Below are 20,316 nucleotides of genomic sequence, written 5' to 3'. Positions count from 1 at the left end.
CTCAACTCCCTCGCCGACTACCTCACCAAGGTCGGAACCACAGACCAGAAAACAGAGCAGAATTAACCCTCAAGATTTCTGGCGCATCACACTAGGTTGCGCGCAGGCGAACGTACATACGGAGGTTGTGCTGTGATCGGGCTGGAAGCAATGGCGGGGATCGCGTTGGTGGAACTCGGCATGGTGCTGATACCTGGGCCGAACATGATCTACCTGATCTCCCGCTCGATCGCCCAAGGCCGCCGGGCGGGGCTGACCTCGCTGGCCGGGGTCTTCCTCGGGTTCCTGGTCTACCTCATCGCGGTGTCCGCCGGTATCGCCACCGTCTTCGCGCTGGTGCCGGAGATCTACCTGGCGATCAAGCTCGCCGGCGCGGGCTACCTGCTCTGGCTGGCCTGGAAGGCCATCCGGCCGGGCGGTCGATCCTCTGTCGCGACCCAGGAGTTGACGCCGGACGGGCCCCGCAAGCTCTTCCTGATGGGCTTCCTCACCTGCGTACTCAATCCCAAAGTGGCCGTCCTCTACATCTCGCTGCTGCCGCAGTTCGTCGACCCGTCACGCGGTCATGTCGGCCTGCAGGGACTGCTGTTGGGGCTGACCCAGATCGCGGTGGGGGTCGCAGGCAACGCGTTCTTCATCGTGACGGCCGGCTCCGTCGCCGGGTTCTTCGCCCGACACCCGCTCTGGCAGCGCCTGCACAGCTACGCGATGGGCACCGCGCTCGCGGGCTTCGCAGTCAAGATCGCCACCGAACGAACGGAAGCAGCGGTCGCCCTGCCCTGACGGCTGACGGCTGACGGCTGAGTACTGAGTGCTGAGGACGACCACGCAGGCTGGTTGACCCGTCGTCAGGCGACATGCCAGTAGGACGCCTTCGGGAACTCTTGTGAAGCCTGCGCGAGTTGACGCACTTGAACGGGGCGCGGGAGCAGGCGTCGGTGTCCCAGCTCTCCTCCCAGCAGGCCAGCATGCCGGGTGGTGCTGCTTGGCGAAGCCCACCAGCCGTCGGGCGCAGGAGGTCGGTGGGGAACTTCCGCAACAACGCCGACAGTTCATGTCCATCGGCAGGGCGGGGTCGGTCAGTCCGGCCTCCGTACGGGGGCAGCGCCAGAACATCGCGCAGCCGTTGGGGCGCCCTCGAACCGGGCACCGTCGAAGACCCCGCTGTGGACGCGCTTGAACGCCTCGCGGGTCAGGAAGCGGTCACCGGCCCGGTGTGCCGGCCACGCACCGGTCCGCAGCCGGAATACGGTCCAGGTCCTGGCGGTGTTGTGCGGGCTGCGGGCTCCTCTGCGAGCAGGCGCCGCACCTCTTTCGCGTACAGCCGGGGGCGTGGGGGCGGTCGGCCCTCGCAGCGGCCGTCGTGGAGCGGCGCGAGACCGCCCGGCGCGGCCGGCCAATGAGGAGTAGCGGCGGGCCTGGACGGGGCCGGTCGCCCTCCGGCCGGTCAGCGGGTTGGGGCGGTCCAGCACCACGACCCGCAAGTCCGCCGAGGCGGCCGCGACCAGGCAGTCGTAGAGCGTCCAGATGTAGCTGTAGAAGCGGGCGCCGACGTCCTGGATGTCGAACAGGACGGTCTCCACGCCCGATTCGGAGAAGATGCCGATGAGTTCCCGGGTGGGCTTGTCGCAGATGTCGTAGATCGGCAGCCCGGTGGCCGGGTCGTGGTGACGGCCCTTGAAGCCCCCACCCTGCGTGGTACCACGGAAGCCGTGCTCGGGGGCGAACACGGCAGTGAGGTGGACCCGGGGGTCGGCGTGCATCACGTCCACGATGTGTCGCACGTCGTGGGTGACGCCGGTGGAGTTGGTGACGACGCCGACCCGTTGGCCGTCCAACAGCCGGTAGCCGTCCGCGGCCAGGTGGTCGAAGCCGGTGCGCACCCGCCGCCCACCCAGCCGCGGCACGGCCCGGACGGGGCTCGCGGCGACCGCCGCCGAGGCCACCTGAGTCGCCGCCAGGCTCCCTGACAGAACACGTCTCGACACAGCCATCGGCACACCTCGGTGAGCAGTGGTCGACCCGATGGGCGCCGCGGGCACGCTACCGCTGCCGCTTCCGCAACTCGTGCGCGCCTCGCCTTCTACCTCCGGGCCGGCTTGCGCTTCTCCGCCGTAGCCCCCGACCCGGCCTCGCTCCCGTCGGTGTCCGAAGCCAGCGAATCCCGGCTATCAGACCGTCTTGATGACCCCGCCGTCGACGAGGATGTCGCTTCCGGTGATGGCGCCCGCCCGTGGAGAGGCGAGGAACGCGATCGTCGCCGCGACTTCCTCCGGCTCGATGATCCGGCCGATGCTGATGCCCGCATCCTGCGGGAGACCGGCGAGCAGTTCGTCCTGCCCGATCCCGCGTGACCGCGCAAGGGCGCCGGCGAGGCTGTCCGCGTCCGTCCAGTTCCTCGTGCGCGTCGGCCCGGGGCTGACCGTCACCGCTCGCATCCCGTGTGAGGCGTACTCCTCGGAGAGCGCCTTGGTGAGATTGGTCAGCCCGGCCTTGGCGACGCCGTAGTCGATCGGCGGGTGGGCGATCCGGGCACCGATCGAGGAGACGTTGACGACCACTCCGCCGCGGCGCAGCAGGGACGGCACGAGGGACCGGGTGACGCTGACAGCGCTGAGCAGGTTGAGCTCAAGGGTACGGATCCAGGCGGCGGCGTCGATGGTGGCGAATCCGCCGAGGTGGCTCGGATCGCCGTCTCCGGGCGCGAGGCCGCCGGCGTTGTTCACGAGCAGGTCGAGCCCCTCCGAGGCCCAGGACTCGGCCGCGGAGGCGAGGGAGGTCACCCCGGCGGGTGTTGTGAGGTCCGCGCTGACCGTGAGGTCCACGACCTCCGCCATCTCGGGGGTGGGGACCCGCGCCACGCCGAGGACTCGTACGCCCTCGTCGGCGAGCAGGCGCGCTGTCGCCAGGCCGATCCCCTTGCTCGCGCCGGTGATGACCGCCGAACGGTCTTTCAGCTTCAGATCCATCGCAGTGTTCCTGTCTTCCGTCTGCCCTCTCACGGAGGTGTTGTCGGGCCCTGGTAACCAGCTAAGTTCGCACCCGGCCTTACGTCTACTGCAAAGATCGCAAGCATGGTTCTCGCCAGATGAAAACGACAGGAGCCGAGCACGGTGGCCGAAGAACTGGATCTCAATCTGCTGCGCGTCTTCGACGCGCTCATGGACACCGGCAGCGTGTCCGCGGCGGCACAGCGCCTACATCTGTCGGTGCCGGCGACCAGCCGTGCGCTGGGGCGTCTACGGCGGGCCCTGGGCGATCCGCTCCTGGTGCGGGCGGGCAGGGGACTCGTACCGACGCCGTTCGCACTCCGGAGCGCCGGTCGGGTCAGGGAACTGCTCGAAGCCGCGGCAGGACTGTTCACCGACAGGACCGACGATGAGCCACAGAACTGGCGGCGGTCCTTCGCCGTGCGTCTCAACGACGGCCTGTCTCCTGTGCTGGCCCCGCGGCTGATCAGCCGGATCGCTGGTGAGGCGCCGGATGTGACGCTCCGGTTCCTCACCGACGACTCCGATCATCCGGAGGCTCTGCGCAACGGCTCGATCGATCTCGATATCGGACTGGCGCGCACGCCCGTTTCCGATGTGCGCGTGCGACGGCTCTATGTGGACCGGTTCGTCGCCGTGGTGTCCTCGCGGTCGAAGCTCGGGCGAGCCGGCCGACTCACGGTCGACCAGTTGTGTCACTACCCGCACGTGTCATCCCAGGGGCAGCCCGTGAGCCTGCTCGACACCGCGCTGGAGCGGATCGGACGCTCGCGTCGAGTCGTCGCCTACTTGCCGACCTACGCGGTGTCGTCCCTGCTCGCCTTGGAGGACGAGATCATCGTCGTGGTCCCCCACGTCCTCGCACGGCATCTCATCGAGCGCCATGTCCCGGTGCGGTGGCATGAGCTGCCGCTCGCGCTGCCCAGCCTGCCGGTCGACCAACGGTGGCACACACGCATGGACGGTGACTACCCGTCACAGTGGCTCCGGAGCCATGTCGCGGCAGCTCTCGAAGGGGTCACGTCCCATCGTTCGGTGTAGCGGTTCCACGACGGTCTTGGCATCGCCTCGACACCCGCGAGAGGCGTGGTGAACGGTGCGGGCCCGGGATGTAGAGCAGCCGTTGACCATGTGCCGCCGGCAAAGCGATCAGTAGCGCTGCTCCTCCGGCGTTCAGGTCGACGGCCCAGGTCACCGGGCTGGCTTCGGCCAACGCCAGGACGCTGCCTATCAGTTCCAGCAGCTCGGGCCCATCGTTGGCGAGGCGGCGCGACGGTAGTCGCCCGGAGCTGGAGGCGCGGGGGTCCGAGAAGCACTCGCACGACGTTCCCGAGTGGATCACGTCGCCCGTCACCGGCGGGTCGGAGGCGTATGTGTCGTGGGTCGTTGAGGAGACGGCCAAGGGCTGACGAACGACCGCAGCAGTGTCCTGAGCCTCCTCATCTGTCCCATGCCGGGCTCGGCTCAGGCTGCGAACTGTCGTAGGTGAAGCGCGAGTTCTCTCGCCGTCAGGGAGCCACTCAGCGATCTTCGCGGCACGCTCCTTGCCCCTCGTGTTGGGTTTGGTCTGTGTCGCAGCAGCGAACTGGCGTGACCCGTAGACGCCTTGGTCGACGTCGCCTCCGCACAGCGGAGCCGCGGCGAGGTCACCGAGGACGACAACCCCGCCATCCGGACCTCCCCAAGGCGTTTGACCGCGGTGCCGGCTGTGGCGGCGAGTTCGGGCCGCCCCAACTGTCCGTACACGGAAAAGTCCGGCACTTCGGGAGGCGGGCGTCCGGTTCCGCAACCGGCCTCGCGAGTGCCGCGTCCCCCGTGTGCGAGGACTCGGAGCGCCGGACGAAGCGGAAAGGACAGCCGATGCTGAGCAGTTCGTTGGGTGCGGCGGGGTGCGGCGGGGTTGCCCTGCTGCTGCTCGGCTTCGCGGTGCGGGAGGCGGCCGTGGTGCGGCGGCTGAAGCGCACCGGTATTCGCACTCGGGGTGTCGTGGTCGACCACACGCGGGACGACGACTTCTGGGTGCCGATCATCGCCTTTGTCGACCAGCAGGGACACCGCGTGGAGTTCGAGCGCCAGATGCGCGGGACCGGGATGAACTTGGCGAGGGGGCTGGAGGTTCAGGTGGTGTACGAGGACGGGAAACCCCAGACCGCACGGGTGCTCAGGCGGAAGGACACGGTGGCGCCGGTGGTGTACCTGCTGCTGAGCGCGGTGGCCTTCGCCGGCGGCGCCGTACTGCTCGCCCTGAAGAGCTGACTGCGGCTGCCCCGTCCCACAGTCTTCGGAAGGTGCGGCTCCAGCCCCGCCCATGCGAGGTCCGAAAGACCACCCCGCCCCGCGCCGAGCGGAACGAGGCACCAGCGCCGACGCTCATGCGACCCACCGGACAGGCCGTGGGGAAGTTCGGTCAACGCGCCATTCAGGGGTCCTCCGTCTCACGATTCGCCGGACACGGCCAACGGTTTCCCCACCACGGCCGACGGGGTCCTGGCAGTGCTGCGGGACGGCCTGGGCCTGCGCTACGACAGCCGGCGCTGGCGGGACGGGCAGATGACCTCGTCCCCCTCGGCGCGGCCGGCCGCCGTGCAGACCCAAGTACGCGTCGGGGCCGGCGAACGCCTCCAGGAGGACGAACCCGTGGGGGTCGTCGGCGCTGCGGGACCACTCGAAGAAGACGTTGCCTTGCTCGGCACGGGTGGCCTTGGTGAAGTCGTCGACGCGGGTGAGCCAGTTGGCGCTGTGCTCGGGGCGTATGCGGTACTTGACGGCGATGAGGATCACGCGGTGTTCCTTGGGGTGTGGGGATCGGTCTTGCCGGTTGCGCTACGGGTGTTCGGGGTTGGGTCAGAGGTAGGCGATGCCGTGGGCGCCTTGTAGTTGGGCGGTGTCGCCGGGGTCGATGTCGAGGACGTGCAGCGGGGTTCCGGTCCGTAGGTCGATGACGTGCAGGGTGCCGGAGCGGAGGTTGGCGACGAAGGCCCGTTCGCCGTCGGGGGTGCTGCGGATGGTCAGGGGCACCTTGCCGACGTCGGTGGTGACGTGGGGTGCCAGTGTGCCGGGGGTGCCTTCGGGGCGGTGGACGGCGAGTTGGCCGTCGGCGGGGGTGCCTGGTGCGCTGAAGCGGACGAGGCCGGTCAGGACCTGGCCGTCGCGGGTGACGTGGACGGCGGACGGGGGGTGCGGGAGCGGGAGCGTGGCGGTCACCTGGTCGCGTTCGGTGTCGATGACCTTCAGCGCGGCCGGCGGCTGATCGGCGTCCCCGCCGGCGTAGTTGATCATTGCGGCGGTGGCGTAGAGCCACCTGCCGTCGGGGGCGAGGGCGATCTCCTCGGTACCGTGCGGCATGGGGATGCGCCCGGTGAGCGTGCCGCGTTCCAGGTCCAGGACGGATACGAACGGGGCTTCCTTGTTGGCGGTGTACGCCTTGGTTCCGTCCGGGGTGACGGCGAGCCAGTGCGGGCCGGACGCACCGACCGGGACGCGCGCGGTGATCTTGCGGGTGGCGGTGTCGATCGCGAGGACCGCCCCGCCGCCGTTCTCGCCCGCCTCCACGGTGGCGTAGAGGAGGCCGTGGGAGGTGTCGAGGGCGAGGCCGTGCGGAGCGTGTTCGGGGTCGAGGGGGATGACGTCGAGCAGTTCGCGGCGGTAGGGGTCGATGACGGAGATCTCGTGGGCCTTGGCGCCGGGCGCGGTGTAGACGCCGGAGCGGTAGGTGTGTGAGACGTACAGCAGGCCCTGGTCCGGGTCGGCGGCGATCTCGTGCGGCTGCGCGATCACGGGCAGGTCGCCGAGCGGCTCGTAGGTGAGGCCGTCGAAGAACCGCAGTGCCTGGCCGGTGGAGGTGACCACCGCCAGTACCGGACGTCGGGGTGCGGCGGCGCTCACCGGGCGGTGCCTGGGAAGTCGGCGCGGCGGATGAACTCGATGACCTCGCCGTCCAGTCCGTAGACGAACGCTATGCGGATGGTGCCGTCCGGGTGTCCGTTCTGGCCGGTCTGGGTCAGGTCGGCGGGGGCCTGCAGTGCGCGGGCGCCGTGCGCGAGGGCGTGGGCGTATGCGGCGTCCACGTCGTCGGTGCGCAGTGCGATGTGCAGCAGCGCGTTGTGGGCGGCGCGCGCCTCGTCGCTGGGGGCGGGGGCGGCGTGGTCGGGGTGGGCCGGGCCGCCGGGGACGGCGGTGGTGGCGTCGAACAGCTCCAGGTAGCTTCCGTTGCCGGCGTCGAGGAAGGCGGAGCGGCGCACGGCGCCCGGCGAGGTCCATTCGTAGGCGACCGTGAAGCCGAGGGCCTCGCGGTAGAAGCGGACGGTAGCCTCGAAGTCGGCGGCGCGGAGGGCGAAATGGTCGAATCCGCGGTGCAGTCGGGGGGTGGTGTTCATGGCGATCGGGGTTCCTTCTCATCCCGTTCGTGCAGAGACGCCCTCCACGCTAGGAGCACCCCAGACATAGAGCAAAGAAGAAATTTCAAATAAAGCCATAGTCTTGCGCTATGTCTAGTCTTGGGCTATGTCCGCGACCCTCCGGCAGCTCGAATACTTCCTGGCCGTCGTCGACCACGGTTCCATCACCGAGGCCGCCGCCCACCTGCGTATCAGCCAGCCCACCCTGTCCCAGCAACTCAAGGCTCTGGAGCGCACCGTGGGCACCCCACTCTTGGAGCGCACCCCGCGCGGCGCCCACCTCACCCCCGCGGGCCGTGCCTTCCTGCCCGGCGCCCGCCACTCCCTCGCGGGGGCCGAGCGCGCTACGGGAGCCGCGCGCGCCGTCGCCGGCATGATCCACGGGGAGCTGCACCTGGCCACGGTCCTGTCCGTCGCGCTCGGCGTGGTCCCCTCCGTCCTGGCCGCCTGGCACGACCGTCACCCGCACGTCGATGTCGTGCTGCACGAGTACGGCGATCTCGACGGGTTCGCCGCGTCCATCGCCGGCGCCATCGCCGACGTCGCGATCGGGCCGCTGCCGGCAGACTGGGACGGTCCCCATCACCCGCTGGGCGCCGAGGAGTTCGTGGTGATCGCCCCGCCCGGCGACCCGCTGACCGGACGCCGCACCGTCCGCGCCGCCCAACTCGCCGACCGTCGCTGGGTGTTGTACGGACCGTCGCACGGCCTGTCGGCAACCGTCAGCCGCCTGTGTGCCGAGGCCGGGTTCACCCCCCGTGCCGCCATCCGCTCCACCCAGACCGCGGCCCTCCCGCGTCTCGTCGCCGCCGGCCTGGGCGTCGCCGTCGTCCCCGCCAACATCCTCACCCCCGACTTCCCCGGCGCCGTCCTCCACCTCGTCCCCCGCCACCGCCGCACCCTGGAGGTCTTCTCCCGCCCCGCACCGCACCCCCTCATCGCCGCGTTCCTCACCACGGCCCGGGACCACGCCCGCGTCCATCCCGAACACCTCACCGGTCGTGGCCGATGAGGCGGATCGGGAGCTTGGGCGCGTCCGATGGCTTGAAGAGCGTGCGCGGAATGGTGGGGTGCGGGGCCGGATAGGAGTGCGGACACGGAGTCTGGCGCCAAGACGAGCCGATGCCCGGTCCAGGCTGGCGGCTGGCGGCCCCATGCCGCGCTCTTCCGTACAGCTGAAGACTACTGGCCTGTCCCGTAACGGAGCCCGTCGAGGATCAGGTCGAGGAGGCGGCCGGCTCGTTCACGTTGGTTGGGGGCGCTTGTGATCAGTGAGACGCCGGCGAGGCTGAAGCCGACGTCGAGGGAGTCGACGTCCGAGCGCAGGACACCGGCTTCGACGCCGGCGTGCAGGAGGGCGTCGATCGCGGTGCGGAGTTTGTCGAGAGACTCGGCGAAGGGGTCCGCGCCGGAGGCAACCGCGGCTCGCAGGGCGTCTGCCATGCCTTGCTTGGCGGCCAGGTAGTCGATGAACTTGTCCATCCACAGACGCAACGCCCGGTCCGGAGGGAAGTCGGCCAGCAGTTGTGCGGCGCCGTCGCAGACGCGGGCCAGTTCATTGCGGTAGGCCGCCTCGACCAGCGCCTCGCGCGTGGGGAAGTGACGGTAGAGCGTGGCCGAGCCGACGCCCGCGGCTCTGGCGATCGTGTCAATCGGAACGTCCGCACCCTCCTCGGAGAAGGCCCGCACGGCCGCTTCGAGGATGCGCTCCCGGTTGCGCCGGGCATCGGCCCGCAGCGGGCTCGGCTGACTGGTCAAGGCTGTTCCCTTCGTCGGGAGACCAGTCTATCTGGACAACCGGGGAGTTCCCCGTTTAACGTTGGCGACTAAGTGGGGAATCCCCCGGTTAGCTCTTGAGTCGAAGTTCGAGGAACAAGGAGACCGTCATGGCCAGCGAGAAAACCGTCCTGATCACCGGCACGTCCTCCGGCATCGGCCTGGCCACCGCCCTGGCCACGGCCCAGGCCGGCTGGACCACCATCGCCACCATGCGCGACACCGACAAGGCCCAGGCCCTACTCCAGGCCGCCGCCGAGAACGGGGTCGCCGACCGTATCCACGTCAAGCGCCTGGACGTGGTCGACCCCGAGAGCATCACCGCCTGCCTGGACGAGGTGATCGCCGAGCACGGCCGCCTCGACGCACTCGTCAACAACGCCGGCGCGGCCCAGATCGGCACCATCGAACTGATGCCCCTCGACGACGTCCGCACCACCATGGAGGTCAACTTCTTCGGCGTGGTGGCCACCACCCGCGCCGCCCTGCCCCACCTGCGCGCCGCCCAGGGCCGGGTGATCACCGTGACCAGTGTCGGCGGCGTGGTCGGCCAGCCGTTCAACGAGGCGTACTGCGCGGCCAAGTTCGCCGTCGAGGGCTTCATGGAGTCCCTGGCACCCGTCGCCGCCACCGTGGGCGTCGATGTCACCGTGGTCGAACCGGGCGCGGTGGCAAGTGAGTTCGTCGCCAACCTCGGCCTCGACATCCCCGCCCAGCTCGCCGAGGCCGGGCCTTACGCCCCGGCCCTCAAGGCGTACATCGCCCGCACCCGGGAATCCTTCGGCAACGCCCAGTCCCCCGCCCAGGCCGCCGTCCCGATCATCGAGGCCCTGACCGGTGACCACCCGGCCTTCCGCGTCCAGACCTCAAAGTGGGCCCGCGAGTTCGTCGGCACCACGATCGCCGACCTCGATGGCTCCGCCGTCCAGGCCCTCACCCGCGCCTGGCTCCGCTGACCGACTCCATGGCATCGGACGCGAAGCGTGGGCCAACGGTGGTTACACCAGCTGACTGGCCGCCTGGGCAAAGGGTCACGTCCGCGATGTGGTTGGCAGTAAGGCGGGAGATCGCGGCGGGCCACTGGGCACAGAGGAGCAACAGCAGGCCGACGAAGCGGTCTTCGGGAACGGGAGGCCGAGCAGGCCAACAAGCCCCCTCCCGCCTGCATACGGTGGGGAGTTCCACGCCCGACCCAGCGAGCCGCATAAGCGCAATACCGATGCCGCCCGAGCTTCGCCGGATCACGCGACACCGATCCCAGACACTCCGACGGACCCCTGAACGAGGCAGGACAGGCCCTCCATCGGCGCTTCACCGCACGCGGTCAAGACCCGGAGTTCCCGGCGGGTTGAGCACGCGGGCACCAAGAGCGGAATGAACCGTTTCTTGAACTCCCGTGCCCTATCCGCCCGTTCGCTTGCCTGCCAGGGTTCTCCCCGTACCACTGAGACACGGGGAGAGAGGACTCTCGGTGAACCTAAAGGTGAGATCGGCACTGGTGGCCGGCGCACTGACGGCCGCGGCAGTGGCGGGAACCACGGGCACCGCCCAAGCGAACACCTACCAGTACAACGTGATGCTCCAGGACTACGCCACCGGCCGCTGCCTGGACTCCAACGGCGGCGATGTCTACACCAATCCGTGCCAGCCCGGTAATCCATGGCAGCGGTGGAACGTCGTGTCCTACGACGGCAACGTCGGCGGCTACTACGACCGGGTGGAGATCGTCCACCGCAAAGAGGGCAACTGCCTGCGAGTCCAGTGGTCGCATGACATCCAGACCGGCGACTGGTACGCAACCCGCGCGGCCGGGTGCAACTCAAGCGACTACCACGACCAGTGGAACATGACCTGGGTCGGTAACAACTCCGGCAACCCTCGCAACAGTTGGCAGTTCGCCAACTACCAGGCGGACTGGAATCTCAACAGGGTGCTCTGCCTTGATCGCGGGCAGGACGGACACCGGAATCAGTTGCTGTGGGATCAAGGCCACCCCCAGGGCGCCCAGGTCGCCAAGACCACCTGCTACAACCACACCAACCGGTACCAGATGTGGAACATGGTCCATTAATCCACGTCAAAACCACCCGGCTCGGGGTCCGACCGCCAGACATCGCAGGGTGCGGATCCCGAGCGACGCCACAGGCGAATAGCCGCACAGGCCACCGCGCCATGGAAGCCATACGCTCTTCTGCCGAAGCGCGGGGCTACGGCGCGGGCTTGTAGATCGTTGGTCGACGCCGAGGGGCCGGCCGCCCGCGCTACCGCGGCGTTGGCGGTTGGCCCGCCGATCCTCACCATCGGGAACGGTGTACTTGATCTGCCGACGCCGCGGATACCGGCGGTGCCAGCGGGACGGGTACGCCCCGTCGCCACCCAGGTGATCAAGGCGCGTGCGCGGATGACCACCGGCCGTACGCGGGACACGGATGCGTTCGATGGACCTTCCAGGTCGGCCCGCTATGGGACCGTCCCAAGGCTTCCCCGACCGATGTTGAACGAGCTGACTACGTCGTCGTCCGGGGATATACACCGCGCCGCGTACACGGCGAAAGCAGCTTCTGCCACCGGCAGGGTCAGTCGGTACGACGCGGTTGCGACAGGCTCGCGCCGGACTGCGGCCCTGGCATCGTGAACAGCGGGTTGCCGATCTCGACGACCACCTCGTGGACGCCGTCGCCACGTCGCCGGCCTCCCGTTGATCGAGCGTGCGCGAGGGGCCTCAGAGCTGTGCCGCGTAAAGGTCAGCTAAGTATGGCAATGGCCATAGAACGACATGGCTATACCATCTTGGACATGGCGCCCAAATCCGTCCCAGACGCCGCCTCCGAGGCCAACGAGCGGATACGCGCGTTCATGGCCGCCCGTGCCAGCCGGGCACTGTCCCCGGAGGAACAGGCCGAGTACGAGCAACTGCTCGCCGACTGGGCGGACTCCGTACCTGACCGCCCGGCCTCAAGCTGAACGACGGACCACCCCGTCCGTGCCGAACTTGGGTTCCAGCGGTCGATGCCGCACCGCGGCTACGGCCGGACGCCGCGACCTGTCCAGCCCGCTCCTGCTGCCACACCTATGGCCGCGGCCAGGCCGAGCACCACATGATCCCAGGCTGGCCACGCTCGATCGTCGCCGCGCTGGAGACTGGCCGCAGCTCCTGGACCACGGCGCTCGACGCGATCCGGCTTGCCGCAGGGGCACCCGACTCGCCAACCACGACGCGTTTGGCCTCATCGATCTGGCAGCAGAACCCTGGGTGCTCGGCTGCCTGAAGACCGAGGCATACCTCCGCCGCTTCGCCGAGCGCGCCGGGGACCCCACGTCACCGCGCTCATTCACGCCCTCCGCGAGCAGACGATGCAGCACAACGGACATTGATCAACGACTCGATTCAGCGACAGCCCATCGCGTGCCTCCGTCGTCCGCGCCGCATCCGGGGTGCGCTGCCGATCAGGGACGCTGTGCTCTTCCCAGCTGTCAGTTTTCGGCAAGTGGCAGGCCGGTCGCGAACGTTGGTGTGGGCGCGCCGGGACGTTGGCAGAATGCGACCCATGAAGATCACCAAGTACGGTCACGCTTGCGTGCGGGTGGAGAAGAACGACCGCGCGATCGTCATCGACCCGGGTGTGATGACACCGGAACTCGCCGCAACCGCAGGCGTGGAGGCTGTCCTCATCACTCATGAACACTTTGATCACTTCGATCCGGAACGCTTGCGTGGCATCGAGTCAGCCATCTACACCTGCGCGGGGGTTGCCCGTCATCTGGAGGGACTTGGCGAGCGCGTGCATGTCGTCCATGACGGCGACGAGTTCACGGTCGCGGGCTTCGAGGTGTCGGTGGTGGGCGAGAAGCACCACTTCAGTCACCCGGATACGCCTCCGGTCGACAACGTCGGATTCCTGATCGACGCGGAGGTCTTCCACCCAGGTGACGCACTGACGGTGGTCGACGCACCGACGCTCTTGCTGCCTGGTCAAGCCCCATGGCTGACGACGCCGGACATGATCGACTACCTGCGCCGTATCGCACCACTGCGCGCCTATGCCATTCACGATGGGCTCATCAACGAGTGGGGGCAGAAGGTCCTCGACAGTGTCCTGTCCATGGAGGCTGACAGGGCCGGTACCGATATCCGGCGTCTCTTGCCCGGCGAGAAGGTCGAGGTGTGACCGTCGACTGCGCGCGTGTGCGGCTCGTGGCGCGAAGGGTGCCTTGACTGGTTACGGAACTTGTAGGCACGGTGTCGTCAGGGTGACCTGACTGTATTGCGCCTTGTGGTGGCGTCGCGGAAGAGTCAACGGTCTCCGGCTCGATCTGCGGCAACGCTCACGGCCAGCCGGTCCGCGGCCGCGTAGCGCGGCCGCGGACCGAAGGCTGGTGTCGGACCGTCTCGTCGTGCAAGAGCTGTCACAGCTGGCACGCGTGTGGAACGCGGTGCCTGCTGCCCGGAAGCTCATGAGGTGTTGGGTGTCAGGTGATGTCCAGGACAGCCTTGCCGTGGAGTCGGCGGCCGAGCAGGGCGTCGATGGCGTCAGCGGCCTCATCCCAGGTGCCGCGCCAGGAGATGTGCGGGGTGAGTTCGCTGGTGGCGACCTGGTGGGCGAGCCACGTCAGGTCGCGGGCGAGTCCGGTGCAGGCGAGCAGGAAGAACGTGGTCAGGGATCGGTCGTGCCGTCCTTGGTCGCCGTAGAGGGCGCCGTAGGGGAAGGTTTCGTCTTCGTGGGCGGAGTGCCCGACCGCGACCAGTGAGCCGCCTTCGGCCAACCTGCCGTAGGCGTCGACGAGTTGCCGTCCTCCCACGAGATCCACCACCCCATCCACAGGTTCCGTGACATCGAGCGGTTCGGCCACGATGTCGTGGGCGCCCAGCGCGCGCAGGCTGTCGCCGTGCCGTTGCGGGTTCCCGGTGGAGGCCGTCACGTGGGCCCCGCCGCGGCGGGCGAGTTGCACCGCGTAGCGACCCGTGCCGCCGGTGGCGCCGGTGATCAGGACGCGCCTGCCCAGGATGGGGCCGAGGCGGTGCAGGGCACGCAGTGCGGTGGTGCCGGCGATGGGAATCGTACTGACGGCTCCGAGGTCAGCGTCGGTCGGCACGACCCCCATCAAGTCGGTATCCACGGCTCGGAGTTCGGCCCATCCGCCGGTCGGACCCATGGTCACCACGCGGGTACCGGCAGCCGGACCGGAACCGTCGGCTGCCGCGCGTTCGACTACTCCGGCCGCGTCCCACCCCAGGACCGTGCCGTCAGCGGCTTCCTGGAGGCCGATCCGCACCTCGCCGTAGTTGAGGGAGGTCGCCTCGACCCGCACCAGGGCTTGATGCGGGGCGGGATCGGGATCGGCGACCTCGCCGAGGCGAAGCCCGGCAGGGGCAAAACGGTCGACAACCAGAGCACGCATGGCGGTGCACCTCTCGCGAGACGACAGGAAGCACAGTTATGCCACTGAGTGGCACATGCCTGCAAGTGGCATTCACCTCTCGGGTACGCTTCCCTTCATGGGGAATCCGCGTCCGTCACCCGAACCCGCAGGCCGACTGCCGCTGCGTGAACGCAAGAAGCAGCGCACGCGCGAAACCCTGGTCGACACCGCCCTGGAACTGTTCACCGAGCGAGGCTTCCAGGGCGTGACCCTCGACGAACTCTGCGATGCGGTGGACACCTCCAAGCGCACCTTCTTCCGGCACTTCAGCAGCAAGGAAGACGTCGCCATGACACCGCTGCACGACCTGTGGCGGGCCTTCCTGGACGACTTGGAAACCCGCGAGCCCGACGGCGGCCCGCTCCTGGACCTGCTGCAAGAGGCCCTGCTCAACGCACTGGACCGCATGCCCGCCGACCAGTGGCCCCAACGCGTTCTGCTCAACCGTCAGTTGGCCGAGCAGACTCCGTCCATGGAAGCGCACGGCCTGCGCTTCTGTCGCGACACCACCCGCACCGCACTCGACGTCCTCCACCGACGGCTCGGCCTCGTCACCGCGCAGGACCCGCGCCCACGTCTGGCCATCGACATGCTCGTCGCCTCCTTCCACTGCGCACTGGACAGTTGGACGGCCCTACCGGAAACCGCCACCCGCAGCACTCTGGCCACCCACCTGCGCGCGACCTGCTCAGCCCTCCCAGAGAGCCTCACCCTCTCGACCGCCACGAAACCCCAGTCACACCATTCCTGACCCAGGCTTCCTGGCAACGGGCGCCGCACCCCCTCCCGCGTCTGCCTGCCGCGGCAACCGTCGTACGGCGAGACAGCCCGTCACCAGCCCTCGGTCCGTGGCCGCGTCATGTAATGAGGACCGGCTGACCGTGAGCCGTGACACGTCAGTTGGAACTTGGCCACGCGACGTGGAGTCGGAAAGGGAAGGTCAGCCGAACCAGCGGAACGTGATCGTTTCCGGAAAGCGCCTTTCCAGAAGTCTCGCTGTGATGAAGTGGCCCTCCCGCATCCGAGTCGAGAGAGGCCGCCGTGTCCCGAACGCCGCAGGAGATCTTCGAGAGCTACGTATACGCCGGTGCCCTGACCCGGAATGCCGATGCCCTTGCCGAGAACTTCACCGAGGACGCTCTCTTCGAGGCACCGCTCATGCCTGTCGGCGCTGCGTTCCCCAGGAGGATGGTGGGGCGCGAGGAGATCCGTAGCGTGATGGCGGCGTACTACGAGCAACAGGTGGAGGGCGATCGCTCTCCGAACCTTGAGAAGTCGGGACACGTGCTGCACACCACCTCCGATCCCGATGTGTTCATCGCCGAGATCGACACGGTCTTCGACGGGGATGGAACCGACGCAACTGTCTCGCTGGTACAGATCTTTCGCCTCCGCGACGAGAAGATCGCTCGACTGCGTGACTACTTCGCGCCTGAGCTGATGAGCTGAGGACGTCCGCAATGACGTGTGGCGACACGGTCTCACCGGGCCGTGATGGTAGGGGGACGCGCTGCGCGGCACCTTGCTGCCGCCTGGCCCAGGGGGCGAATTCTGCGCCAGGGCTGGCCGGTTACCGGCATACGCGGCGCCCGGGACCGTCACTGTGGCGCGGGTGGCGGCCCCTGTGCCCATTCGAGACCACGGACCCCGGGGCGGCCGGATTCCCGTGCGGATTCGCGCCGTGTCTTCAGGGCACCAGGAGTTCGATGGCGACCTTCAGGCGTTCGAGGTAGAACTCCCGCGATGCGGCCTGGTACTTGAGGCCGATCGATGCGCTGATCATCGTCTGTGCGACGGGGGTGGCCGCCTCTTGCCCTGACTCGACGGCGATCGCGTCCGTGATCAGTTCCTCGAAACGTCGCCGAGTGGTCTCTGCGATCTCCCCGAGGAGGTCGGGATTGTCCTCGATGACCACGGCGGCCTCGCGCGCCAGCGGGCCTACATAGCGGCCCGCCCATCGGTCGAAGGCTTCGGCCAGGCGCTCCGGAAGAGGGCGGTCGACATCGTCCAGGACGTGTTCGACCGCTGCGATGTCGCGTTCCAAGGTCTGGGTGACCGCGGCGCGGAACAGAGCCTCCTTCGAGGAGAAGAGGAAGTAGAGCCCGGGGCGGGAGATGCGGGCCGCCCGCGCCACTTCCTCCATCGAGGTCTTCCGGTAGCCGAATCGCGCGAACGTGGCCAGAGCGGAGTCCAGAACCGTGGTCCGACGGTCTGTATCGGTGGTCGGCGACGGCAGGGGGTGGGCCTCGGGGCTGCTCATGGGGCGAGCATAGGAGCGAGAAACCAACTATACAAGTTCAGTCTAGTGTGTATAGCCTCGCTGTCATGACGGCTCGCGAAACTCTCTCCACGTCCTTCACCGCTTCCAGCACGGCGGACGAGGTGGTGCGGACCGTCGACCTCACCGGCATCCGCGCGATCGTGACGGGAGCTTCCTCCGGAATCGGGGTCGAGACGGCTCGCGCGTTGACCGCGGCTGGGGCGCAGGTGACGCTCGCCGTGCGGAACACGGCTGCGGGGGACGCCGTCGCCGGAACGATCGAGAGCTCGACCGGAGGGATCCGCCCCCGAGTCGTCCGGCTGGACCTCGCTGACAGGGCCACCGTCACGTCGTTCGTCGACGCGTGGAGCGGCCCGCTCCACCTGTTGGTCAACAACGCGGGCGTGGTCACCGGCGGCCTCGAACGGACCCGCGAGGGCTGGGAGTTGCAGTTCGCGACGAACCATCTGGGCCACCTCGCACTCGCCGTCGGCCTGCACGACGCCCTGGCCCACGGAGCGTCAGAACGAGACGGAGCACGGATCGTCTCCGTCAGTTCGACGGCGCACATGCGTTCCGGCATCGACTTCGACGACCTCCACTTCGAACGGCGCGGCTACGACCCACAGATCGCCTACGCCCAGTCGAAGACGGCGAACTCCCTGTTCGCCGTCGAGGCGACCCGTCTGTGGGCGTCCGACGGCATCGTCGCCAATGCGGTGAACCCCGGCGGCGTCGCGACGGGGCTGCAGCGGAACTTCACCGCGCAGCAGAAGAGTTCACTCGACGCAGCCGAGGCCGCCGGAGTCTTCACGTACAAAACGGTCCAGCAGGGAGCCGCCACCACCATGGTCGCGGCCGTCGCCCCCCAGTTCGCCCACTCCGGCGGCCACTACCTCGATGACTCGCAGGAGGCCTACACCGTGCCGAACGACGCCGACCTCGCGCAACACCCGCACGGTGTCAAGGAATGGGCGCTCGATCCCGGTGCCGCCGAGCGACTCTGGGCGGTCTCGACCGACCTGCTCCGCGCCTGACCTCTCGACGCCACGACACCCCGCGTCCGGTCTTTCCCGGCAGTGACGAGCCGGCCGCCCCGGATTCCGCGAGAGTGGCGGCCGGACGTGAGGCGGCGCCCTCGCCGTATGACTGCCCCTTTCCCGTTGTGTGACCGGAAGGTGACCGCCGGGCTTGGCGGCCTGGGGCGCTGTTTGTCTGGGCGCATGAACAACGACAACGGCTTCACCCCGCGACGGAACGATCACGCCAACGACGACCACCACGCCCGCCAGTCCCCGCGCAGTCGCAGTCACGGTCACAGTCCGAGCGCCAGCCGCAGTCGGCGTCCCGGTCGGCGGCGGAGCGTCCTTGCCGCCCTCGTCGCCGTCACGGCTGTGACTGGCGTCGTGCTGACCGCCTGTGGGAAGCCCAGCGGTGGGGACGGTGCCGGGAAGGCGGATGCCACCGAGGCGGTGCAGAAGAACAAGAAGGTGCTGTGGATGGGGGACTCCATCGCCGGTGCCGAGGCGCCGCCGTTGGAGGCCGCGCTGAAGGCGAGCGGTGTGGCGTTCAAGAACGCGGCATCCGACGGAGGCGGCACGGTCGTCGAGGGCGACAAGATGGCCGCGCCGATCGCGGCGGACACCTGGAAGGACGTGGCGAAGAACGTCGGGGAGTTCCATCCGGATGTGATCGCTTACCAGATCACCACCTACGACTGGGGCACGCAGGACCAGCAGCGGGCCTCGTACGAGAAGCTGGCGAAGACCGCAGAGCAGGCGGGTGCCGAGTTGGTACTCGTCTCGGCCCCGCCGTTCAGGATCGACGACTTCTACAAGAAGTTCGAGGGTGCGATCGCCAGCGCGCCGAAGGCGGCCAAGGAGGTCGCCGACCGCAGCGGCGGCAAGGTCCGGTTCCTGGACGCCTCCGCGCTGTGGGGTACCGATGCCAAGGGCGGGAAGGCCCAGCGGGCGTCCGACGGTATCCACTCGTGTCAGCAGGGTTCGGCCGCGTTCGCCAAGTGGTTCACGGATCAGCTCGGCAAGGTCTACGACTTCGCGCCGGCCGCCCCGGAGAAGTGGGCGAACGGCTCGTGGACCGGCGATGCGCGGTACGGCAAGCTCGGCTGCCGCTGAGCCGGGTCGAGCAGCGTCTGGCCCCTCCGCCCCTCCCCCACTCCTCTCCTCCACTCGTTCTGGACCTTCATGTCGTCATCGACTTCGCCTCCGTCCCAGCTCCCATACCCGTCGGGCTCGCACCGTCGTCCGCGTCGCGGGCGCGTCCACGGGCGCCCTCGGGCCGCCCACATCGCCCCGCTCGACGGGCTGCGCGGGCTGGCCGTGTTCGCCGTGCTCCTCTTTCACGCCGGGCACCTGAGTGGTGGCTTCCTCGGCGTTGACCTGTTCTTCGTGCTGTCCGGCTTCTTGATCACGGGGTTGCTGCTGCGCGAGGCGGCGGATCGGGGGCGGGTCGGTCTGGTGGCGTTCTGGGGGCGGCGGGCGCGGCGGTTGTTGCCCGCGCTCGCCGTCGTCGGAGTCGGCACGCTGTTGCTCACCTGGGCGTTCGGGTCGCCGTCCGCGCTGCTCTTCGCCCTCGAAGACGCGCCGTGGGTGGCGGCCCAGGCGGCGAACTGGCACTTCATCATCGAGCAGATCGGGTACTGGAACGCCTCCGGCTCCAGGGTCTTCGCGCACCTGTGGAGCATCGGCGTCGAGTGGCAGTTCTATCTGGTCTGGCCGTTGGTGGTGGCGTGCGTCGGAAGGGGGCGGGGTGGGCACCGGCGGGTCGCGGTCCTCGCGGGCGGCGGGGCGCTGGTGTCGCTCGCGCTGATGCTGCACTTCGGCGGTGCGGTGGACACGACGCGGGCGTACGAGGGCACCGATACCCGGGCGTTCTCCCTGCTGTTGGGCGCGCTGGCGGCCACGGCGCCGGTTCGGAGCCTGGTGGCCCGTATACCCCGGCGTGTCGCGGACGGGGTGTGCGCGGTGTTGGTGTGTGGGATCGGCGCGGCGTGGGTGTTGACGGATGGTCAGAATGCGCCGGGGCTCTTCCGGGGCGGGCTGTTCGTGCACTCCTTGGCGGCCGCGCTGTTGATCGCGCTGCTCGCTCAGGCGCCGGACGGGCGCGCGGGTCGACTGGCCGGCAGTGTGGTGCCGCGCCGTCTCGGTGAGTTGTCGTACAGCCTGTATCTGTGGCACTGGCCGGTGTATCTGCTGTTGCCGCAGACGGTGTTGGGGGTCGGCGGGTGGGGACGCACCGCCTTCGCCGTCGGTGTGTCGCTGTTGGCTGCCTGGCTGACAAAGGTGTGGGTGGAGGATCCGGTTCGGTTCCGGGTGCGGTGGGCGACCGGGCGTCGGGGTCTGTTCGCGGTCGTCGCTGCCGTCGGTGTGGCGGTCGGTGTCTGGGTGGCCGTTCCGCAGCCGAATCCGGGAGCGGGGTCGGTGGACGTGGGGCGGTTGACGGCGCCGTGAGG

21 protein-coding genes and 3 pseudogenes are annotated in these 20,316 nt (G+C 68.9%); 15 read left to right on the top strand and 9 right to left on the bottom strand.

Annotated elements, in window-relative coordinates; translation table 11 throughout:
• The first annotated feature begins 132 nt into the window (after nucleotides 1-132).
• Nucleotides 133-783, top strand: a complete 651-nt coding sequence (locus ACIQU6_RS20465) for a LysE family translocator (RefSeq protein WP_403483058.1) — start codon at nucleotides 133-135, stop codon at nucleotides 781-783.
• A gap of 605 nt (nucleotides 784-1,388) precedes the next feature.
• Here the strand turns inward: ACIQU6_RS20465 and ACIQU6_RS20460 are convergent.
• Nucleotides 1,389-1,994 (bottom strand): annotated as a pseudogene (locus ACIQU6_RS20460) (exo-beta-N-acetylmuramidase NamZ domain-containing protein); the annotation flags it as partial.
• Between the two features lie 177 nt (nucleotides 1,995-2,171).
• The gene (locus ACIQU6_RS20455; protein ID WP_403483057.1) at nucleotides 2,172-2,969 is read right to left on the bottom strand and encodes an SDR family oxidoreductase; all 798 of its coding nucleotides are present in this window, start codon (nucleotides 2,967-2,969) and stop codon (nucleotides 2,172-2,174) included.
• Nucleotides 2,970-3,113: 144 nt separating this feature from the next.
• Between ACIQU6_RS20455 and ACIQU6_RS20450 the strand changes: the two genes are divergently transcribed.
• Nucleotides 3,114-4,031 carry a LysR family transcriptional regulator gene (locus ACIQU6_RS20450; RefSeq protein WP_403483056.1) on the top strand — a complete coding sequence of 306 codons (918 nt, stop codon included), beginning with the start codon at nucleotides 3,114-3,116 and terminating at the stop codon, nucleotides 4,029-4,031.
• Between the two features lie 12 nt (nucleotides 4,032-4,043).
• Here the strand turns inward: ACIQU6_RS20450 and ACIQU6_RS20445 are convergent.
• Nucleotides 4,044-4,272, bottom strand: a pseudogene (locus ACIQU6_RS20445) (transposase); the annotation flags it as partial.
• A gap of 1 nt (nucleotide 4,273) precedes the next feature.
• Here ACIQU6_RS20445 and cutA point away from each other — a divergent pair.
• Nucleotides 4,274-4,399, top strand: a pseudogene (cutA, locus tag ACIQU6_RS20440) (divalent cation tolerance protein CutA); the annotation flags it as partial.
• 451 nt (nucleotides 4,400-4,850) lie between these two features.
• A complete protein-coding gene (locus tag ACIQU6_RS20435; RefSeq protein WP_403483055.1) occupies nucleotides 4,851-5,246 on the top strand; it encodes a DUF3592 domain-containing protein in 396 nt (131 codons plus the stop codon).
• A gap of 114 nt (nucleotides 5,247-5,360) precedes the next feature.
• On the opposite strand, the gene ACIQU6_RS20430 is transcribed toward ACIQU6_RS20435, so the two are convergent.
• From ACIQU6_RS20430 to ACIQU6_RS20420, 3 genes are all read right to left on the bottom strand, one after another.
• The gene (locus tag ACIQU6_RS20430; RefSeq protein ID WP_403483054.1) at nucleotides 5,361-5,771 is read right to left on the bottom strand and encodes a putative quinol monooxygenase; all 411 of its coding nucleotides are present in this window, start codon (nucleotides 5,769-5,771) and stop codon (nucleotides 5,361-5,363) included.
• Nucleotides 5,772-5,834: 63 nt separating this feature from the next.
• Nucleotides 5,835-6,875, bottom strand: coding sequence for a YncE family protein (locus ACIQU6_RS20425; protein ID WP_403483053.1), 1,041 nt, complete (start codon nucleotides 6,873-6,875; stop codon nucleotides 5,835-5,837).
• Nucleotides 6,872-7,366 carry a VOC family protein gene (locus tag ACIQU6_RS20420; RefSeq protein WP_403483052.1) on the bottom strand — a complete coding sequence of 165 codons (495 nt, stop codon included), beginning with the start codon at nucleotides 7,364-7,366 and terminating at the stop codon, nucleotides 6,872-6,874. Before ACIQU6_RS20420 ends, ACIQU6_RS20425 begins: the two co-directional genes overlap by 4 nt.
• Before the next feature lie 127 nt (nucleotides 7,367-7,493).
• Here ACIQU6_RS20420 and ACIQU6_RS20415 point away from each other — a divergent pair, with 127 nt between their 5' ends.
• The gene (locus ACIQU6_RS20415) at nucleotides 7,494-8,399 is read left to right on the top strand and encodes a LysR family transcriptional regulator (protein WP_403483051.1); all 906 of its coding nucleotides are present in this window, start codon (nucleotides 7,494-7,496) and stop codon (nucleotides 8,397-8,399) included.
• A gap of 170 nt (nucleotides 8,400-8,569) precedes the next feature.
• Here the strand turns inward: ACIQU6_RS20415 and ACIQU6_RS20410 are convergent, their stop codons facing one another.
• Nucleotides 8,570-9,145 carry a TetR/AcrR family transcriptional regulator gene (locus tag ACIQU6_RS20410; RefSeq protein WP_403483050.1) on the bottom strand — a complete coding sequence of 192 codons (576 nt, stop codon included), beginning with the start codon at nucleotides 9,143-9,145 and terminating at the stop codon, nucleotides 8,570-8,572.
• Between the two features lie 128 nt (nucleotides 9,146-9,273).
• Between ACIQU6_RS20410 and ACIQU6_RS20405 the strand changes: the two genes are divergently transcribed.
• The 5 genes from ACIQU6_RS20405 (at nucleotide 9,274) to ACIQU6_RS20385 (ending at nucleotide 13,332) form a co-directional block, all read left to right on the top strand.
• A complete protein-coding gene (locus tag ACIQU6_RS20405) occupies nucleotides 9,274-10,119 on the top strand; it encodes an SDR family oxidoreductase (protein WP_403483049.1) in 846 nt (281 codons plus the stop codon).
• 515 nt (nucleotides 10,120-10,634) lie between these two features.
• Complete coding sequence (locus tag ACIQU6_RS20400) at nucleotides 10,635-11,234, top strand: hypothetical protein (protein WP_403483048.1); 600 nt, start codon at nucleotides 10,635-10,637, stop codon at nucleotides 11,232-11,234.
• Nucleotides 11,235-11,959: 725 nt separating this feature from the next.
• Entirely contained in the window at nucleotides 11,960-12,127 is a 168-nt protein-coding gene (locus ACIQU6_RS20395; protein ID WP_403483047.1) for a hypothetical protein, read from the top strand.
• Nucleotides 12,124-12,432: a transposase gene (locus ACIQU6_RS20390; RefSeq protein WP_403483062.1), complete on the top strand. Its 309-nt coding sequence runs from the start codon at nucleotides 12,124-12,126 to the stop codon at nucleotides 12,430-12,432. The genes ACIQU6_RS20395 and ACIQU6_RS20390 overlap by 4 nt, the downstream gene beginning before the upstream one ends.
• A 279-nt stretch (nucleotides 12,433-12,711) precedes the next feature.
• Nucleotides 12,712-13,332 (top strand): MBL fold metallo-hydrolase, encoded by a 621-nt coding sequence (locus ACIQU6_RS20385; protein ID WP_403483046.1) that lies wholly within the window; start codon nucleotides 12,712-12,714, stop codon nucleotides 13,330-13,332.
• 301 nt (nucleotides 13,333-13,633) lie between these two features.
• Here ACIQU6_RS20385 and ACIQU6_RS20380 read toward each other — a convergent pair whose 3' ends face one another.
• The gene (locus ACIQU6_RS20380; RefSeq protein WP_403483045.1) at nucleotides 13,634-14,563 is read right to left on the bottom strand and encodes a zinc-binding dehydrogenase; all 930 of its coding nucleotides are present in this window, start codon (nucleotides 14,561-14,563) and stop codon (nucleotides 13,634-13,636) included.
• A gap of 97 nt (nucleotides 14,564-14,660) precedes the next feature.
• Here ACIQU6_RS20380 and ACIQU6_RS20375 point away from each other — a divergent pair, with 97 nt between their 5' ends.
• A complete protein-coding gene (locus ACIQU6_RS20375; protein WP_403483044.1) occupies nucleotides 14,661-15,335 on the top strand; it encodes a TetR/AcrR family transcriptional regulator in 675 nt (224 codons plus the stop codon).
• Between the two features lie 290 nt (nucleotides 15,336-15,625).
• Nucleotides 15,626-16,033 (top strand): nuclear transport factor 2 family protein, encoded by a 408-nt coding sequence (locus ACIQU6_RS20370; protein ID WP_403483043.1) that lies wholly within the window; start codon nucleotides 15,626-15,628, stop codon nucleotides 16,031-16,033.
• Between the two features lie 238 nt (nucleotides 16,034-16,271).
• Here ACIQU6_RS20370 and ACIQU6_RS20365 read toward each other — a convergent pair whose 3' ends face one another.
• Nucleotides 16,272-16,844, bottom strand: a complete 573-nt coding sequence (locus ACIQU6_RS20365) for a TetR/AcrR family transcriptional regulator (RefSeq protein WP_403483042.1) — start codon at nucleotides 16,842-16,844, stop codon at nucleotides 16,272-16,274.
• Nucleotides 16,845-16,909: 65 nt separating this feature from the next.
• On the opposite strand from ACIQU6_RS20365, the gene ACIQU6_RS20360 reads away from it, so the two are divergent.
• From ACIQU6_RS20360 to ACIQU6_RS20350, 3 genes are all read left to right on the top strand, one after another.
• Nucleotides 16,910-17,881: an SDR family NAD(P)-dependent oxidoreductase gene (locus ACIQU6_RS20360; RefSeq protein ID WP_403483041.1), complete on the top strand. Its 972-nt coding sequence runs from the start codon at nucleotides 16,910-16,912 to the stop codon at nucleotides 17,879-17,881.
• A gap of 186 nt (nucleotides 17,882-18,067) precedes the next feature.
• Complete coding sequence (locus ACIQU6_RS20355; RefSeq protein WP_403483040.1) at nucleotides 18,068-18,979, top strand: SGNH/GDSL hydrolase family protein; 912 nt, start codon at nucleotides 18,068-18,070, stop codon at nucleotides 18,977-18,979.
• 69 nt (nucleotides 18,980-19,048) lie between these two features.
• Nucleotides 19,049-20,314 carry an acyltransferase family protein gene (locus tag ACIQU6_RS20350; RefSeq protein ID WP_403483039.1) on the top strand — a complete coding sequence of 422 codons (1,266 nt, stop codon included), beginning with the start codon at nucleotides 19,049-19,051 and terminating at the stop codon, nucleotides 20,312-20,314.
• Nucleotides 20,315-20,316 lie beyond the last annotated feature (2 nt).

The sequence above is a fragment of the Streptomyces sp. NPDC090442 genome (genome assembly GCF_044769405.1).
Lineage (GTDB): Bacteria > Actinomycetota > Actinomycetes > Streptomycetales > Streptomycetaceae > Streptomyces.
Note: the sequence above shows the minus strand (reverse complement) of the source record. Positions and strands in the feature narration are given on the sequence as shown.

What these genes read in the sequence shown, in the direction of transcription:
- ACIQU6_RS20455 (WP_403483057.1), bottom strand. Translation starts at nt 2,969, where the DNA reads ATGGATCTGAAGCTGAAAGACCGTTCGGCGGTCATCACCGGCGCGAGC.
- ACIQU6_RS20435 (WP_403483055.1), top strand. Translation starts at nt 4,851, where the DNA reads ATGCTGAGCAGTTCGTTGGGTGCGGCGGGGTGCGGCGGGGTTGCCCTG.
- ACIQU6_RS20420 (WP_403483052.1), bottom strand. Translation starts at nt 7,366, where the DNA reads ATGAACACCACCCCCCGACTGCACCGCGGATTCGACCATTTCGCCCTC.
- ACIQU6_RS20415 (WP_403483051.1), top strand. Translation starts at nt 7,494, where the DNA reads ATGTCCGCGACCCTCCGGCAGCTCGAATACTTCCTGGCCGTCGTCGAC.
- ACIQU6_RS20405 (WP_403483049.1), top strand. Translation starts at nt 9,274, where the DNA reads ATGGCCAGCGAGAAAACCGTCCTGATCACCGGCACGTCCTCCGGCATC.
- ACIQU6_RS20395 (WP_403483047.1), top strand. Translation starts at nt 11,960, where the DNA reads ATGGCGCCCAAATCCGTCCCAGACGCCGCCTCCGAGGCCAACGAGCGG.
- ACIQU6_RS20385 (WP_403483046.1), top strand. Translation starts at nt 12,712, where the DNA reads ATGAAGATCACCAAGTACGGTCACGCTTGCGTGCGGGTGGAGAAGAAC.
- ACIQU6_RS20380 (WP_403483045.1), bottom strand. Translation starts at nt 14,563, where the DNA reads ATGCGTGCTCTGGTTGTCGACCGTTTTGCCCCTGCCGGGCTTCGCCTC.
- ACIQU6_RS20375 (WP_403483044.1), top strand. Translation starts at nt 14,661, where the DNA reads ATGGGGAATCCGCGTCCGTCACCCGAACCCGCAGGCCGACTGCCGCTG.
- ACIQU6_RS20365 (WP_403483042.1), bottom strand. Translation starts at nt 16,844, where the DNA reads ATGAGCAGCCCCGAGGCCCACCCCCTGCCGTCGCCGACCACCGATACA.
- ACIQU6_RS20360 (WP_403483041.1), top strand. Translation starts at nt 16,910, where the DNA reads ATGACGGCTCGCGAAACTCTCTCCACGTCCTTCACCGCTTCCAGCACG.
- ACIQU6_RS20355 (WP_403483040.1), top strand. Translation starts at nt 18,068, where the DNA reads ATGAACAACGACAACGGCTTCACCCCGCGACGGAACGATCACGCCAAC.
- ACIQU6_RS20350 (WP_403483039.1), top strand. Translation starts at nt 19,049, where the DNA reads ATGTCGTCATCGACTTCGCCTCCGTCCCAGCTCCCATACCCGTCGGGC.